Annotated in this window: 15 protein-coding genes, 1 tRNA gene and 1 riboswitch; of the genes, 5 read left to right on the top strand and 11 right to left on the bottom strand. The window is 70.7% G+C overall.

Going from position 1 to position 13,842, the window contains the following annotated elements:
* Window positions 1-5 precede the first annotated feature (5 nt).
* The 3 genes from rph to rdgB all read left to right on the top strand — a co-directional run bounded on the left by rph (window position 6) and on the right by rdgB (window position 1,901).
* A complete protein-coding gene (gene rph, locus OG766_RS12945) occupies window positions 6-743 on the top strand; it encodes a ribonuclease PH (RefSeq protein ID WP_266373813.1) in 738 nt (245 codons plus the stop codon).
* A 97-nt stretch (window positions 744-840) separates the two neighbouring features.
* Window positions 841-1,218: a hypothetical protein gene (locus tag OG766_RS12940; RefSeq protein WP_266373815.1), complete on the top strand. Its 378-nt coding sequence runs from the start codon at window positions 841-843 to the stop codon at window positions 1,216-1,218.
* Between the two features lie 80 nt (window positions 1,219-1,298).
* Window positions 1,299-1,901 carry an RdgB/HAM1 family non-canonical purine NTP pyrophosphatase gene (rdgB, locus tag OG766_RS12935; RefSeq protein ID WP_266373816.1) on the top strand — a complete coding sequence of 201 codons (603 nt, stop codon included), beginning with the start codon at window positions 1,299-1,301 and terminating at the stop codon, window positions 1,899-1,901.
* Window positions 1,902-1,964: 63 nt separating this feature from the next.
* Here rdgB and OG766_RS12930 read toward each other — a convergent pair.
* From OG766_RS12930 to OG766_RS12900, 7 genes are all read right to left on the bottom strand, one after another.
* Window positions 1,965-2,048, bottom strand: a tRNA-Leu gene (locus OG766_RS12930).
* A gap of 49 nt (window positions 2,049-2,097) precedes the next feature.
* On the bottom strand, window positions 2,098-2,772 hold the full coding sequence (locus OG766_RS12925; protein WP_266373817.1) for an HNH endonuclease signature motif containing protein: 675 nt from the start codon (window positions 2,770-2,772) through the stop codon (window positions 2,098-2,100).
* Window positions 2,769-3,443, bottom strand: coding sequence for an HNH endonuclease signature motif containing protein (locus OG766_RS12920; protein ID WP_328725381.1), 675 nt, complete (start codon window positions 3,441-3,443; stop codon window positions 2,769-2,771). Before OG766_RS12920 ends, OG766_RS12925 begins: the two co-directional genes overlap by 4 nt.
* A gap of 113 nt (window positions 3,444-3,556) precedes the next feature.
* Window positions 3,557-4,267: a DUF1707 SHOCT-like domain-containing protein gene (locus OG766_RS12915; RefSeq protein WP_328725380.1), complete on the bottom strand. Its 711-nt coding sequence runs from the start codon at window positions 4,265-4,267 to the stop codon at window positions 3,557-3,559.
* 91 nt (window positions 4,268-4,358) lie between these two features.
* Complete coding sequence (locus OG766_RS12910; protein WP_266377953.1) at window positions 4,359-5,312, bottom strand: ABC transporter ATP-binding protein; 954 nt, start codon at window positions 5,310-5,312, stop codon at window positions 4,359-4,361.
* A gap of 96 nt (window positions 5,313-5,408) precedes the next feature.
* On the bottom strand, window positions 5,409-6,233 hold the full coding sequence (locus tag OG766_RS12905) for an ABC transporter permease (protein WP_266373822.1): 825 nt from the start codon (window positions 6,231-6,233) through the stop codon (window positions 5,409-5,411).
* The gene (locus OG766_RS12900; protein ID WP_328725379.1) at window positions 6,226-7,026 is read right to left on the bottom strand and encodes an ABC transporter permease; all 801 of its coding nucleotides are present in this window, start codon (window positions 7,024-7,026) and stop codon (window positions 6,226-6,228) included. The genes OG766_RS12905 and OG766_RS12900 overlap by 8 nt, the downstream gene beginning before the upstream one ends.
* A gap of 274 nt (window positions 7,027-7,300) precedes the next feature.
* Between OG766_RS12900 and OG766_RS12895 the strand changes: the two genes are divergently transcribed.
* Window positions 7,301-9,775, top strand: coding sequence for a transglycosylase domain-containing protein (locus tag OG766_RS12895; protein WP_328725378.1), 2,475 nt, complete (start codon window positions 7,301-7,303; stop codon window positions 9,773-9,775).
* A gap of 42 nt (window positions 9,776-9,817) precedes the next feature.
* Here the strand turns inward: OG766_RS12895 and OG766_RS12890 are convergent, their stop codons facing one another.
* From OG766_RS12890 to OG766_RS12880, 3 genes are all read right to left on the bottom strand, one after another.
* Entirely contained in the window at window positions 9,818-10,138 is a 321-nt protein-coding gene (locus tag OG766_RS12890) for a DMT family transporter (protein WP_266373827.1), read from the bottom strand.
* Between the two features lie 33 nt (window positions 10,139-10,171).
* Window positions 10,172-10,236, bottom strand: a riboswitch (guanidine-III (ykkC-III) riboswitch).
* A 71-nt stretch (window positions 10,237-10,307) separates the two neighbouring features.
* Entirely contained in the window at window positions 10,308-10,655 is a 348-nt protein-coding gene (locus OG766_RS12885; RefSeq protein WP_328725376.1) for a GroES family chaperonin, read from the bottom strand.
* Window positions 10,656-10,708: 53 nt separating this feature from the next.
* On the bottom strand, window positions 10,709-11,029 hold the full coding sequence (locus tag OG766_RS12880) for a DUF3618 domain-containing protein (RefSeq protein ID WP_266373832.1): 321 nt from the start codon (window positions 11,027-11,029) through the stop codon (window positions 10,709-10,711).
* Between the two features lie 138 nt (window positions 11,030-11,167).
* On the opposite strand from OG766_RS12880, the gene bcp reads away from it, so the two are divergent.
* Window positions 11,168-11,635: a thioredoxin-dependent thiol peroxidase gene (gene bcp, locus OG766_RS12875; RefSeq protein WP_266373833.1), complete on the top strand. Its 468-nt coding sequence runs from the start codon at window positions 11,168-11,170 to the stop codon at window positions 11,633-11,635.
* Window positions 11,636-11,760: 125 nt separating this feature from the next.
* Here the strand turns inward: bcp and OG766_RS12870 are convergent, their stop codons facing one another.
* On the bottom strand, window positions 11,761-13,122 hold the full coding sequence (locus OG766_RS12870; protein WP_328725374.1) for an SGNH/GDSL hydrolase family protein: 1,362 nt from the start codon (window positions 13,120-13,122) through the stop codon (window positions 11,761-11,763).
* Window positions 13,123-13,842 lie beyond the last annotated feature (720 nt).

The raw sequence follows: 13,842 nt of genomic DNA, 5'->3' as shown, positions 1-13,842 counted from the left end.
ACCACATGTCTCGAATCGACGGCCGCAACCCCGAACAGCTCCGCCCGGTCACCATCGACCGCGGATGGAGCAAGCACGCCGAAGGCTCCGTCCTCATCGCCTTCGGCGACACCAAGGTCTTCTGCACCGCCTCCGTCACCGAAGGCGTCCCGCGCTGGCGCAAGGGCAGCGGCGAAGGCTGGGTCACCGCCGAGTACTCGATGCTGCCGCGCTCCACCAACACCCGCGGCGACCGCGAATCCGTCCGCGGCAAGATCGGCGGCCGCACCCACGAGATCTCCCGCCTCATCGGCCGCTCCCTGCGCGCCGTCATCGACTACAAGGCCCTCGGCGAGAACACCATCGTCCTCGACTGCGACGTCCTCCAGGCCGACGGCGGCACCCGCACCGCCGCCATCACCGGCGCATACGTCGCCCTCGCCGACGCCGTCGCCTGGGCCCAGAACAAGAAGCTCGTCAAAGCCGGCCGCAAGCCCCTCACCGGCACCGTCGCCGCCGTCTCCGTCGGCATCGTCGACGGCACCCCCCTCCTCGACCTCTGCTACGAGGAGGACGTCCGCGCCGAAACCGACATGAACGTCGTCTGTACCGGCGACGGCCGCTTCGTCGAGGTCCAGGGCACCGCCGAAGCCGAGCCCTTCGACCGCAAGGAGCTCAACGCGCTCCTCGACCTCGCCACCGGCGGCTGCGCCGACCTCGCCGCACTTCAGACCGAGGCCCTCGCCCGGACACTCGGCGAGTAAAGAAGCAACCAAGAACGCCACTGCCGGCGTCTCAGGCAGCACGGGCGTACGGGCCGAACCGTATGCCCGTCCAAAATCCCGGGGAGGGACTGTTTTCATGCGCAGCCGCCGTATAGCACTCGCCGTCGTCACCGCCGTCGCGCTCACCGGAGCCGTCGGCTGCGGTGCCGTCGACAAGGCCCTGGACTGCGTCAAGACCGCCGACGCCATAGCCACCAGCGTCGACAGGCTCTCCCAGGCCGTCGGCACCGCGACCGACGACCCGACCCAGCTGACCGAGGCCCTCGACGACATCGACAAGGAACTCGGCAACCTCAAGGACACGACCGACAACGCCGACCTGTCCAAGGCCGTCGACGACCTCACCAAGGGCGTCGACAACGTCCGCACCTCCGTCGAGAACGGCGACACCACCCCGGACATCAAGCCCGTCACCGACGCGGCCGCCGAACTCGGCAAGGTCTGCACCTCGTAGCCAACGGGCCGGCGGGCGGCGGGCAGCGGTAGCCATCGACCGGTGGCCAACCAGGCGCCCCACGCGGAGATACTGGGCACATGACGCGCCTGATCCTCGCCACCCGCAACGCCGGAAAGATCACCGAACTCCACGCCATCCTCGCCGACGCAGGTCTGCCCCACGACCTCGTCGGCGCGGACGCGTACCCCGACATCCCCGACGTCAAGGAAACCGGCGTCACCTTCGCCGAGAACGCCCTCCTCAAGGCCCACGCCCTGGCCAAGGCCACCGGCCTCCCCGCCGTCGCCGACGACTCCGGCCTCTGCGTCGACGTCCTCGGCGGCGCCCCCGGCATCTTCTCCGCCCGCTGGGCCGGCACCCACGGCGACGACACCGCCAACCTCAACCTGCTCCTGGCCCAGCTCTCCGACATCTCCGACGACCACCGCGCCGCCCACTTCGCCTGCGCCGCCGCCCTCGCCCTCCCTGACGGCACGGAACGCGTCGTCGAAGGCCACCTCCGCGGCACGCTGCGCCACGCCCCGGTCGGCACGAACGGCTTCGGCTACGACCCGATCCTCCAGCCGGAGGGCCACGAGGTGACGTGCGCGCAACTGACGCCGGAGGAGAAGAACGCGATCAGCCACCGGGGGAAGGCGTTCCGGGCGCTGGTGCCGGTGGTGCGGGAACTGCTGGGCTGACGGCGGGTAGCCCGAAAGCCCGGCCGCGACTTCCGCGGTCCGGGCTTTCGAATCTATGGTCAGTGCGGCCGGTGGGATTCGAACCCACACGGGATTTCTCCCACTGCGATCTAAACGCAGCTCGGCTTCCTGTTACGACACGGCCGCTGGCCCCGCCATCCTAACGGGCCGACGACTCTGCCGGTACGGGGGAATGCTACGCAGAATGGCTCGGGTTGCGGCGGCTGCCTCCTCGGCACCATGTGCTGGTGATTGCGTGGCAATTGGGGCACAGCAGCCGCAGGTTGTCGGCGCGGTTGTCACTCCAGTCGCCGTTGGCGTGGTCGACCTCCAGGGTCATGGGGCGTCCGAGCCATTCAGGACCGGTTCCGCACTCGGCGCATTCCTCCGGTACGCCGATCTCCCTGAGGGCGCGACGCAGGTGCGCCGCCTTGCTGCGGCGCTTGCCCTCGTGTTTCACGAGTACGTCCTTGGCCGTGAGGGCAGGGGTGGTGCCCGGTTTGCCTCTCTGGTGTGCCTGGCCAAGGAAGTGGGCGGTGTTGAGGCCGTCGTCGGCGATCCACTTCTTCAGCAGTGCCCGCTGGCTCGTGCTTGCCGGTCGGCCGAGGCGGCGGAGCGTGTCCGCCAGGGAAACGGAACTCGCCACGGCCTGGCCGAGTTCCGCGGCCGGCGGCCGTGGCTCGCCCCTTCGGTAGCCGCGACGGCGGAAGTGCGACACGTCGATGTCGTAGTGGGCGAAGCGCCGCATCAGGTAGCGGCCCAGGTTTCTGCGGGAGCGTGTGCCCAGGAAAGCGATGACCTCGTCGATATCGCGGCACTGCCGTGCGGCCTCGGCCAGCAACTCGCGTGTGTACCGCCTGCTTTCGCTCATCGGTCGTCGCCCCCGTGACCGTCCGGTCGCGCGAGGGCTCTGCGGGCCTTGCCCCGGCCGCGATAAGTGTCCGTCGTCGAATGGCAGGTGGGGCAGAGGAACCGGAGGTTCTCGACGCGGTTGTTGCGCCAGTTCCCGTCGATGTGATCCACCTCCAACGGGAGTGGGTGGCCGCGCCAGACCGGAGCCGTCCCGCAGAGCGCGCACCGCTCGGGGACGCCCAGGGCGGTGAGGGCCCGCTTGAGGCGATCGCTGCGTATCCGCCGCGCCTGGGCCGGTTCCTGCTCGGTCAACAGCTCTTCGGGTGCCGCCCGGCGCTGCCTCCCGGCTCGGGAGGGCTGTCGGAAGTGTGACGTGTCTATGCCGTACAGCTTGATGCGGCGGCTGATGCTCGTGTGCTGCCCGCCGACGACGTCGACCCCGAGGCGGCGCAGCACCTCGCTCACGCTTGTCGACGCCGCCACTGCAGGTTCGAGTACTTCCTTGGTCCAGCGGACCCCTTCCCGCTGGAAGTGCGACGTGTCTATGCCCAGCCGCCTCATCCGGTCATGGACATACCGCCGCGATGGCCCTTTCGGATCCACCCCCAGCTTCGTCAGCGCCTCCGTCAGCGTCCGTGACGCTTCCACCGCCTCCGTAAGGCGTTCGCGCGTGTACGGGCTTTCCGGCATCGCGTAACCCCCTCCGTCCCGGCCGCGTGTTCGCAGCCTCGCACGGAGTAACGAACCGAATATCGGATGGTCACGTCCGGTATTCGGTACGTAAGGCGTCAGGGCCGGAACGGTCAGTCCAGTTCGCCGCGCGTCTCGCCGCCCTCGCGCTTCTCCAGGCGTTCGCGGCGGCGCGCCTCCTTCAGGCGCTGCTTGTCGGCCCGGCGGAGTTTGCGTTCGACGCCGACGCCGCCCATCAGGGCGAAGCCGGTGATCGTCACGCGGGGGGCGCCCGGTGCGATGCCGGTCGCGGCCGTGGGGGAGCCCGCTTCGCCGAAGCCGCCCATGAAACCGAAGCCCCTGACGTCGACCTGGATGTCCGGTGGGACGGTGACCTGGATGCCGCCCATGATCGTGATGCAGCGGATCACGATGTCGCGGTCCTCGAAGTTCGCCTCGCGCAGATCGATCTCCCCGCCCGCCTGAAGGGCGACGGCGGTGAAGTTGCGGGCGACGGTCCAGGTGCCCTTGCGGCCGAATCCGCCCCAGAACGCGAACGCGCCTTTGGACGTGGCCGGTTGGCCCACCCGTCGTGAGTAGTCGACCGCGCCCTCGGCGGCGGCGGGCGTGGCGGCGAGCGCCGCTGTCGTGCTGCCTCCCGGTGCCGGGAGGTCCCGTACGAGGGGTACGAGCTCTCCGTGCGTACGGGCCTTGTACGCGGCGTCGAGCCGTTCCTCGAACTCGTCCATGCCGAGGCGGCCCTCTGCCACGGCGTCCCGCAGCCGCTCGGCGATCTGCTCCCGCTCGGCGTCGGAGGCCCGCATGTCCGGAAGATCGCTCGTCATGCGTTCAGCCTAGTCACATCGCCGGTCCCTGACACCGCTGTCGCGGCCGCTCGCACGCCCGCCACGGCCCCTGACACGCCGCCGCGGTCGCTCAGAGCGCCGCCGATCGCTCCGCGTACATCTTCGCGATCACCGCCTCGATGTCGGGTTCCCGCACCGACAGGTCCACCAGTGGATACTCCGCCGCGATCGCCGCCACGATCGGCGCCGCCGACGCGGAGGCCGGGAACGCCAGCCACTGTCGCGGGCCTTCGACCCGTACCGGCCGGGCCCCCGCCACCTCGATCGGCGGAAGCCGGCGCTCCAGGTCGACCACGAGGGTCCGTTCGCTCGCGCCGACCTCGTGCAGTCCGGCCAGGGTTCCGTCGTACACCAGCCGTCCGTGGTCGATGACCATGACCCGCCTGCACAGTTGCTCGATGTCGGTCAGGTCGTGCGTGGTCAGGAGCACGGTCGTCGCCCGTTCGGCGTTCAGGTCCTTCAGGAACTCGCGGACCTTCGCCTTGGAGACGACGTCGAGCCCGATCGTCGGCTCGTCGAGGTAGAGCACCTCGGGATCGTGCAGCAGTGCCGCCGCGATGTCGCCGCGCATGCGCTGTCCGAGGGAGAGCTGCCGTACGGGCACGTTGAGGAGTTCGCCAAGGTCCAGCAGTTCCACGCACCGCTCCAGGTTCTCCCGGTAGCGCGCGTCCGGGATCCGGTACATGCGGTGGACCAGCCGGTACGAGTCGATCAGCGGCAGGTCCCACCACAGGGTCGTGCGCTGTCCGAAGACCACGCCGATGCGCCGGGCCAGCCGGGTCCGTTCGCGTGACGGGTCGATGCCGGCGACGCGCAGCCGCCCGCCGCTGGGGGTCAGGATGCCCGTCAGCATCTTGATGGTGGTGGACTTGCCGGCGCCGTTGGGGCCGATGTAGCCGACGACCTCGCCGCGCGGCACCCGGAAGCTGATGCCGTCCACGGCCCGTACCTGTGTCTTCTCCCGGCGCAGTCGTCCGGTTCTGCGGCGTACGTCGAAGACCTTCTCGACGCCGTCCAGTTCGATGAAGGCCTCGGCCGCGCCGAAGTCCTCGTAGTCGTCGAAGCCCTCGTGGTCCTCGACTGCCTTGAAGTCCTCTGCCTTGAAATCCTCGGTCACCGTTCAGCTCCCCGTGCTCCGGTACGAACGAAGGCCCGCCCGCCATGCGAGTCCGGCGAGCGCACAGCACACGGCCGCGACGAGCGGCGGTGCGAAGGCCAGCCCGCGGGGCAGGTCCAGTGGATAGGGGCGGCCGAGCACGTACAGCGCGGGCAGCCAGTTGACGAAGGCGAGCGGGACGACGAAGGTCACGCCGCGCACCAGATCCTTGGCGAAGACGGTCGGCGGGTACTGCAGGAGCGTGTTCCCGCCGTACGTGAAGGAGTTCTGCACCTCCGCGGCGTCCTGGGCGACGAACTGGAACGCCGCGCCGGCCACGAACATCGCGGCGAAGACGGCCGCCCCGCTCAGCAGCATCATCGGCACCATGGCGGCTTTGAGCGGTGTCCAGGCGATGTCGAGTGCGAACAGGGCGTAGCCGAGGACCAGGAGGCCCTGGGTGATCCGGCCGAGCCGGCGGAGTGCGAACCGGTCCGCCGCGACCTGGGCGAGTACGGGGGCGGGCCGGACGAGCAGGGTGTCCAGGGTGCCGTCGCGTACGCGTCGTCCGAGCCGGTCCATGGAGCCCATGACGAGGTCGGCGATGCCGAACGCGGTGCCCGAGGCCCCGTACAGGAGCGCGATCTCGGGCAGGCTGTACCCGCCGAGGGTGTCGACGTGCGCGAACATCAGCAGGATGACGAGGAAGTCGAACGCGGTGGCGGCGAAGTTCCCGAGCGCCGTCATGGCGAAGGACGCCCGGTAGGTCATGGTGGAGCGCATCCACATGACGGCGATGAGCCCGTAGGCCCGCAGGCCGGACCGTAGGGCCGGCAGTCGCTCAGCCACCCTGGACCACCACTCTCCTCGTCGCGATCGTCTGGAGGAGGCGTCCGGCGCCGAGGAGTGCCGCCGCCCAGCTCAACTGGAAGGCGTATGCCTGCACGAGTCCCCATCCGGTGTGCTTGCCCAGGAGGACGTCCACCGGGATCTGGAGCAGTGAGGACCAGGGCAGGACCCGTGCCAGTTCGCCGAGTGCGCCGGGGAAGAGGGTGAGCGGCAGCAGCATCCCGGAGAAGAACAGCCCTGCCAGCCAGGTGATCTGGATGACTCCTGCGCCGTCCATCAGCCAGAACGCCGACAGTGCCACCAGGTAGCGGACGGCGAAGCTCACCACCACGCCGAGTGTCACGGCGAGCAGGAACGCGAGCCAGCTGAGTGGGGACGCCGGCAGTGCGAGGTCGAAGGCGAGGCTGCCGAGCAGGACGGGGACGATGCCGCGGCCCAGCAGATGGAAGGCTGCCCGTCCCAAGTCGCTCGCGAGCCAGAAGAGTTGGAGGTCGGCGGGGCGGTAGAGGTCGATGGCGATGTCGCCGGTCCTGATCCGTTCGATCAGTTCGTCCTCGAAACCGCCACCCATCATGGCGCAGGTCATCAGCAGGGCCTGGCCCAGCCACACATAGGTGAGCGCCTCGGGGAGGTCGTACCCGCCGAGGTGCGGTCGTTGGTCCCACAGGGCGATATAGGTGTAGGCCATGATGAAACCGAAGACGGTGTTGGTGAACACGCCCGCCGCCGTTGCCACTCGGTACGTCGCATAGCGCCGGAACCCGCCTGTCGCGACAACCGCGTAGAGCCGCACCACAGCTCCTCTCCGTTCCGCTCCGTGTCGGCGCCGAAGCGCACGACGTCTGCGTGCGGCGCCGAAGCGCACGACCGACGTCTCCGTGCGGCACCAAAGCGCACGACCCTAGCCCAGCGGAACGGGCCGCCGCGACCGTATTTCGGCCGGGCATCCGGGGGTTAACAGGGCGAGAAGTGCAGTATGGGCACACCAAGCGAATCACCCGAAATGACACTGTTGGGCCGGAGGGTGCGGGTGCGCCCCCGGCCGGCGCCGAGGAGTCCCCACAGACATGACCGACGAGCCACAGCAGCAGCGCCGGGACCCGAGGGATCCGACGATCGTCGGTTCCGTCCCGGGCCCGCCTGGCGGGAAGGGCCGAAGCGACGCACCGGGCGGGACGTCCAGGCCCAGGCGCACCGGCCTGCGTCGTCTCGTCCCCACCTGGCGGATGACGTGCGGTGCGTTCCTGCTGTTCGCGCTGGTCCTGATCGGCGGCTTCGTCACCGGCTACCTGCTCGTCGACATTCCGCCCGCGAACTCCGCCGCCATCGCCCAGTCCAACGTGTACCTCTACAAGGACGGCACCCAGATCGCCCGCGACGGAGAGGTCAACCGGCAGAACGTCCAGCTCTCCCAGGTCCCGGTGGCCGTCCAGCACGCCGTACTCGCCGCAGAGGACCGTGACTTCTACTCCGAACGTGCCATCGATCCGGAGGCCATGGTCCGCGGCGCGTGGAACACGGTCACCGGCAAGGGCAGGCAGTCCGGCTCCACCATCACCCAGCAGTACGTCAAGAACTACTACCTGGGCCAGGAGCAGACCGTCACCCGGAAGGTGAAGGAGTTCTTCATCGCGATCAAGCTCGACCGGGAGGAGAGCAAGGCGGACATCCTGACGGGCTATCTCAACACCAGCTACTTCGGACGCAACGCCTACGGCATCCAGGCCGCCTCGCACGCGTACTACGGCAAGGACGTCAGCGCGATCGACTCCGCCGAGGGCGCGTATCTCGCCTCGCTGCTCAACGCGCCGAGCGCGTACGACCTCGCCGCCCATCCCGAGAACCGGCCCAGGGCGCTGGCGCGCTGGAACTACACGCTCGACGGCATGGTGAAGGAGGACTGGCTGTCCGCCGCCGACCGGGCCACCATGATCTTCCCGATGCCGCACACCGGCGGCCCCGCGACGGGGCTGTCCGGGCAGCGCGGCTACATCGTCCAGGCCGTCGAGGACTGGATCACCGGCAGCGGGATCCTCGACGAGAAGACCCTGGCCCGCGGCGGCTACCGGATCACGACCACGCTGGAGCGGAAGAAGCAGGACGCCTTCGCCGCGGCCGTCGACCAGCATGTGACGTCCCGGCGCGATCCGGGCCGGTCCGCCGACCGGAACGTCCGCGTGGGCGGTGCGTCCATCGACCCGGCGAGCGGCCGGGTCGTCGCCATGTACGGCGGCATCGACTACACGAAGCAGTACGTCAACAACGCCACCCGCCGCGACTACCAGGTCGGCTCCACCTTCAAGCCGTTCGTCCTCGCCGCGGCCGTCGAGAACGGCTCCATGACGCAGGACGGCCGCCGTATCACGCCCAACACGCTGTACGACGGCAGCGACCGGCGTGAGGTCCAGGGCCGGTACGGGCCGACGGGCTACGCCCCGGAGAACGAGGACAACATCTCGTACGGTCCGCTCTCCGTCCGTATGGCCACGGACCGGTCGGTCAACTCGGTGTACGCGCAGCTCGCCCAGGACGTCGGCCCGCGAAGGGTGCGGGAGACCGCGATCGCCCTCGGTGTGCCGGAGAGCACGCCGGATCTGACGGCGACTCCGTCGATCGCGCTGGGGGTGGCGACCGCGAGCGTCCTCGACATGGCGGAGGCGTACGCGACGCTCGCCAACCACGGCAGGCACGGCACGTACTCGCTCGTCGAGAGGATCACCAAGGACGGTGTCGAGCTGGAACTGCCCGAGGTCCCGAGCAGGCAGGTCATCAGCAGGGAGGCCGCGGACACCACCACGTCGGTCCTGATGGGCGTGGTGCGGCAGGGTTCGGGCATGGCGGCGCTGTCCGCGGGCCGGCCGGCCGCCGGGAAGACCGGCACGGCCGAGGGCGACAAGGCGGCCTGGTTCGCCGGCTACACCCCCGACCTGGCGACCGTCGTCGCCGTCATGGGCCAGGATCCGGACACAGGTGTGCAGAAGTCGCTGTACGGGGCGCTGGGTCTGTCGCGGATCAACGGTGGCGGGGCGCCCGCCGGTATCTGGGGCCAGTTCACGGCGGCCGCGCTGTCGGGTTCCGAGGCCGAGGACTTCGATCTGATGCTCGCGCCGGGCGCGGGGGAGGAGATGTACCCGCCGGACGAGCAGGAGGAGCCCGAGGAGGGGTCGTCGGGCCCGCCGGAGACCGACGGCCGGACCGAGGACGGCCGGCCGCAGGGCCAGTCGCAGGGTCAGTCGCAGGGCCAGTCGCAGTCGCCGTCGAACGGCGGCGCGGACACGGGCGGCAGCCCGACGGACGGCGGGTCGCCGACGGACGGTGGATTCCCGTCGGCCGGCGGTCCCACGAACGGCGGCCCCTCCGGGGACTATCCGACCGGTCCGTTCCCCACGACGGGCGGCCCGGCGAACGGCGGCGCGAGCCAGGGCGGAACGACGCAGGGCGGCGCCGACCCCCGGGGAAGGACGACCGACGGCGGCTCCGGCGGGGACGCCCAGGGGACGGGCGGCCCCGGCGGCTGGGGTGTCATGCCCCGAAGGCTGTGAGCGCCGGCCGGTTCAGGGCCTTGAGGGCCGAGTACCGCGCGATCAGTGCCCCGAGGTGGCCTTCAGGCCCACCACTGCGACGAGCAGGAGAACGACGAAGAAGATCCGGGCGGCGGTCGCCGGCTCCCCGAGGACGACCATGCCGACGATCGCCGCGCCCGCCGCTCCGATGCCGACCCAGACGCCGTACGCCGTACCGATCGGCAGTGTCCTGGCGGCGTGCGACAGGAGCAGCATGCTCGCGACGATCCCGGCGGCCGTGAACACGCTGGGCCACAGCCGGGTGAACCCCTCGGTGAACTTCATCCCGATCGACCAGCCGACTTCGAGCAGACCGGCGAGAACAAGCAGAACCCAGGCCATGACAGGCACCTCCGAGACGCGGACTTCGTGCGGGGTGCGTCGTCTTTGCGATGCCCGGTACGGCGCGTCTCGTCGGGTTCGTCACACCGTAGCAAACGGCGTGCGAAAGGCCTGGTGACCCCGGTCACCAGGCCTTTTCCAGTTCCAGGTCAGTGTGCGTGCCGCTGCGTCAGAGGTAGAGCCCCGTCGAGTCCTCGCCGCCTTCGAAGCGGTCCGCCGCGACGGCGTGCAGATCGCGCTCCCGCATCAGGATGTACGCGACTCCCCGCACCTCGACCTCGGCGCGGTCCTCCGGGTCGTACAGCACGCGGTCACCCGCCTCGACCGTACGGACGTTCTGTCCGACGGCGACCACTTCGGCCCAGGCGAGGCGCCGGCCGACGGCCGCGGTCGCCGGGATCAGGATGCCGCCGCCCGACCGCCGCTCGCCCTCGGGGGCGTCCGACCGGACCAGGACCCGGTCGTGCAGCATCTTGATCGGCAGCTTGTCGTGCTTGTCGAGGGTGTTGTGGCTCACGACTCGAACCTACCTGCCGGAAGCCGGTTCGGCCGCCGCCGGGGTCGAGCGGGTCATGCTTTCCGCTTCCTCGCGGTCAGCGCGAGCAGTCCCACCAGGCCCACGACGGCCAGCGCCACGGGCACCACGCGCTCCAGCCGGGGCGCGCCGTCGTGGTGCACGAACCGGGCCTTCACATCCGTCACCGCACGGTTCACGGCGACGAACGCCCGTCCCGCGGTCTGGTCCACGGTCGAGGCGACCTTGGCCTTCGCATCACCGATGATCGTCTTCGGGTGCATCCGCACCCCGATCTCGTCGAGCGTCTCGGCGAGCTGGTCGCGCCGGCGGACGATGTCCGCCTCGATCTGCGCAGGGGTCCTGGCGTCCGACACCGCGCCGCCTCCGTCGTCGTATCCGGTAGTTCTTCCTCAGTTGTTCCTCGACAGTCTGTCAGCTCGACGGCGACCGCACCCCACGGCACCCCTATTACGCTCGGTGCCGTACGCCCACACTCCTGAGGAGAACCGAGAATGAGCGAGCGACTCCAGCCCGGCGACACCGCCCCGGACTTCACCCTGCCCGACGCGGACGGCAACGAGATCTCGCTCGCCGACCACAAGGGCCGCAAGGTCATCGTGTACTTCTACCCGGCGGCCCTGACTCCCGGCTGCACCAAGCAGGCCTGCGACTTCACCGACAACCTGGAGCTGCTGACGGGCGCCGGGTACGACGTCATCGGCGTCTCCCCGGACAAGCCGGAGAAGCTCGCGAAGTTCCGCGACAAGGAGAACCTCAAGGTCACGCTGGTCGGCGACCCGTCGAAGGCGGTCCTGGAGGCGTACGGCGCGTTCGGCGAGAAGAAGCTCTACGGCAAGACGGTGACGGGCGTGATCCGCTCGACGGTCGTCGTGGACGAGGACGGCAAGGTCGAGCGGGCGCTGTACAACGTGAAGGCGACCGGTCACGTGGCGAAGATCATCAAGGACCTGGGTATCTGAGAGCCCCTGGGGCCCGCAGCCCGGCCGGGGCCCGCCTTCCGCGGGACCCGGCCGCGGTCCCCGGGCTGGGCTCGCCGCCCGTTCCTGACGCGTACGCGAATCCGGTGGTCCGGTCCGCGTACGCGTCACAGCCGGGCGGCCGACCGCTCGCCGATCAGTACGGCCAGGTCCACGCTCCGTGCCAGCTGCGCGTATCCCGCGTCGTTCGGGTGGAGATGGTCACCGGAGTCGTACGCCGGGAGGAGCCGGTCCGGCGCGTACGGATCGCGCACCGCCCGGTCGAAGTCGATGACGTCGTCGAAGACCCGGCCCGCGCGGACGGCCTGGTTGACCTCCTCCCGTACCGCTTCCAGCTCCGGAGTGTGCCGGCGGTGCCCCTCGAACGGCATCAGCGTCGTTCCCACGACCCGCAGCCCCTTGGCCCGTGCCTGCTCCGTGAGCGTCCGCAGACCTGCCGTGATCGCGGCCGGATCCGCCGGGCGCGGTGGGCGGATGATGTCGTTGATGCCCAGTTCGATGACGACGACCCGGGCTCCTGACCGGTCGAGTACGTCGCGCTCGAAGCGGGAGAGTCCGCTCGGGCCGATGCCGTCCTGCAGGAGGCGGTTGCCGCCGATGCCCAGATTGAGGACCCCGTACCCCCAGCGCCCCGCGTGCAGCCGGTCGGCGAGGTGGTCCGTCCAGCGACGGTCCGTGTCCGGGGTGGAGCCGGCGCCGTCGGTGAGCGAGTCCCCGATGGCGACCACGGCGCCACGGGCGGCCGGGTTGTGGACGTCGACGGCGGTGAGGTGGTGCCAGGCCGAGGTGCGGTGGGTGAAGGCGGACCCGTCGGTGTCCGACGTACGGTCGCCGGGGCCGAGGTAGGAGGTCTGGCTTGCGCGTTCGTGCAGGGTGACGGTGCCCGCGGGGCCGGATGCGGGCACATGGAGGGTGACCAGAAGATGTCCGTCCTGGGGAACGGGGAGGGGAGCCGGATCGCCGACGACATGCCCGCCAGGCGGCACGATCGCGGACGGGCGTCCCGCGAACAGCACCTCGCGCAGGGTGCCGGGCACGACCGAGGCGCCGTCCGAGGCCGCGGCGACCGCGATCGAGGCGTGCGCCACGCGCAGGGGCTCCGTCCCGAAGAGGTTGGAGAGGGTGATCCGAGCCTGGTCGCCGCCGAGGGAGGTGTGCACGACGTTGCGTACGGAGTGCGGCCCGGCGGGGCCCGTTCCGGCCTCCCCGGGTGCGGCGGACCAGGTCCCGGCCCAGCCGCCCGTGTCCACGGCACGCGCCGTCGCGCCGCCGGGCCGGGTGCCTGCCGGCCCGGCTGTTCCGGGTCCGGCCGCGGGGTCTGTTCCGGGTCCGGCCGCGGCTCCGGCGGGGGCCGGCTGTCCGTGGTCCGGGCCGGTGACGGCGAAGGTGGCGATGATCGCGGCACAGATCAGCAGAGTCAGGGCGATGAGGGCGGCGAACAGGCCGTATCCGGCCCGCTGGGTTTTCATGGACACATCATCCGATATGCCGGTGGGAACTCGACGTGCGCCCCGGGAGTACCTCAGGTAGGCAAAAAGGCGTACGGCCATTGGGTAGGGACGATGCGTACGCGGACGGGTGGAGTCGATGAAGCGAACGGAACGACCTGAACGCGCAGGTCCGGGCCCCGACGGCGCTGGTTCCGGCGGTCCGGGACCGGGTGGTCCCGCTCCTGGCGTACCGGGCGGGGGCGGGGGGACGCACGCCGATCCGACGATGCCGGGCGTCGACGGCGACCGGAGCGCTCGGCCGCCGGTGGCACCGCCCGGCGACGCGGCCGCCCGTGCCGCCCAAGCCAGCACGAGCGCGCGCCCGGCAGCCCGGGACGGCGAAACCGGGCCGCTCGGAGGCTCCGGCACGCAGCCGGGAGGCACCGAAGCCCGGCCCGGGGGCACCGAAGCCCGGCAGGAGGGCGGCGGCGAACGGACGGCCAAGCAGCCCGCAGGCTCCGGCACGCGACCTGGCGGTGCGGGCGATCGGGCCGGGGGCTCGGGTGCGCGGCCTGAGGGCGCCGGCGATCGACCCGGTGATGCGAGCGATCGGTCCGAGGGCTCCGGCACGCGGCCCGCAGGCTCCGGCACTCAGCCCCGTGATGCGAGCGATCGGCCCGCAGGCTCCGGCACTCCGCCGAGAAGCACCGGCCGGCCGTTCGGCAGGCGGTCAGGAGGGTCCGGCGCCCGGCCCGGGGA

The sequence above is a fragment of the Streptomyces sp. NBC_00259 genome (assembly GCF_036181745.1).
GTDB lineage: Bacteria > Actinomycetota > Actinomycetes > Streptomycetales > Streptomycetaceae > Streptomyces > Streptomyces pratisoli.
This window is presented reverse-complemented; position numbering and strand designations above follow the sequence as displayed.

Excerpts from the sequence above, each read along its gene's own strand:
- OG766_RS12915 (WP_328725380.1), bottom strand. The coding sequence starts at position 4,267 with ATGACGAGCGATCTTCCGGACATGCGGGCCTCCGACGCCGAGCGGGAG.
- OG766_RS12870 (WP_328725374.1), bottom strand. The coding sequence starts at position 13,122 with ATGAAAACCCAGCGGGCCGGATACGGCCTGTTCGCCGCCCTCATCGCC.
- OG766_RS12940 (WP_266373815.1), top strand. The coding sequence starts at position 841 with ATGCGCAGCCGCCGTATAGCACTCGCCGTCGTCACCGCCGTCGCGCTC.
- OG766_RS12920 (WP_328725381.1), bottom strand. The coding sequence starts at position 3,443 with ATGCCGGAAAGCCCGTACACGCGCGAACGCCTTACGGAGGCGGTGGAA.
- OG766_RS12890 (WP_266373827.1), bottom strand. The coding sequence starts at position 10,138 with ATGGCCTGGGTTCTGCTTGTTCTCGCCGGTCTGCTCGAAGTCGGCTGG.
- OG766_RS12895 (WP_328725378.1), top strand. The coding sequence starts at position 7,301 with ATGACCGACGAGCCACAGCAGCAGCGCCGGGACCCGAGGGATCCGACG.
- OG766_RS12925 (WP_266373817.1), bottom strand. The coding sequence starts at position 2,772 with ATGAGCGAAAGCAGGCGGTACACACGCGAGTTGCTGGCCGAGGCCGCA.
- rdgB (WP_266373816.1), top strand. The coding sequence starts at position 1,299 with ATGACGCGCCTGATCCTCGCCACCCGCAACGCCGGAAAGATCACCGAA.
- rph (WP_266373813.1), top strand. The coding sequence starts at position 6 with ATGTCTCGAATCGACGGCCGCAACCCCGAACAGCTCCGCCCGGTCACC.
- bcp (WP_266373833.1), top strand. The coding sequence starts at position 11,168 with ATGAGCGAGCGACTCCAGCCCGGCGACACCGCCCCGGACTTCACCCTG.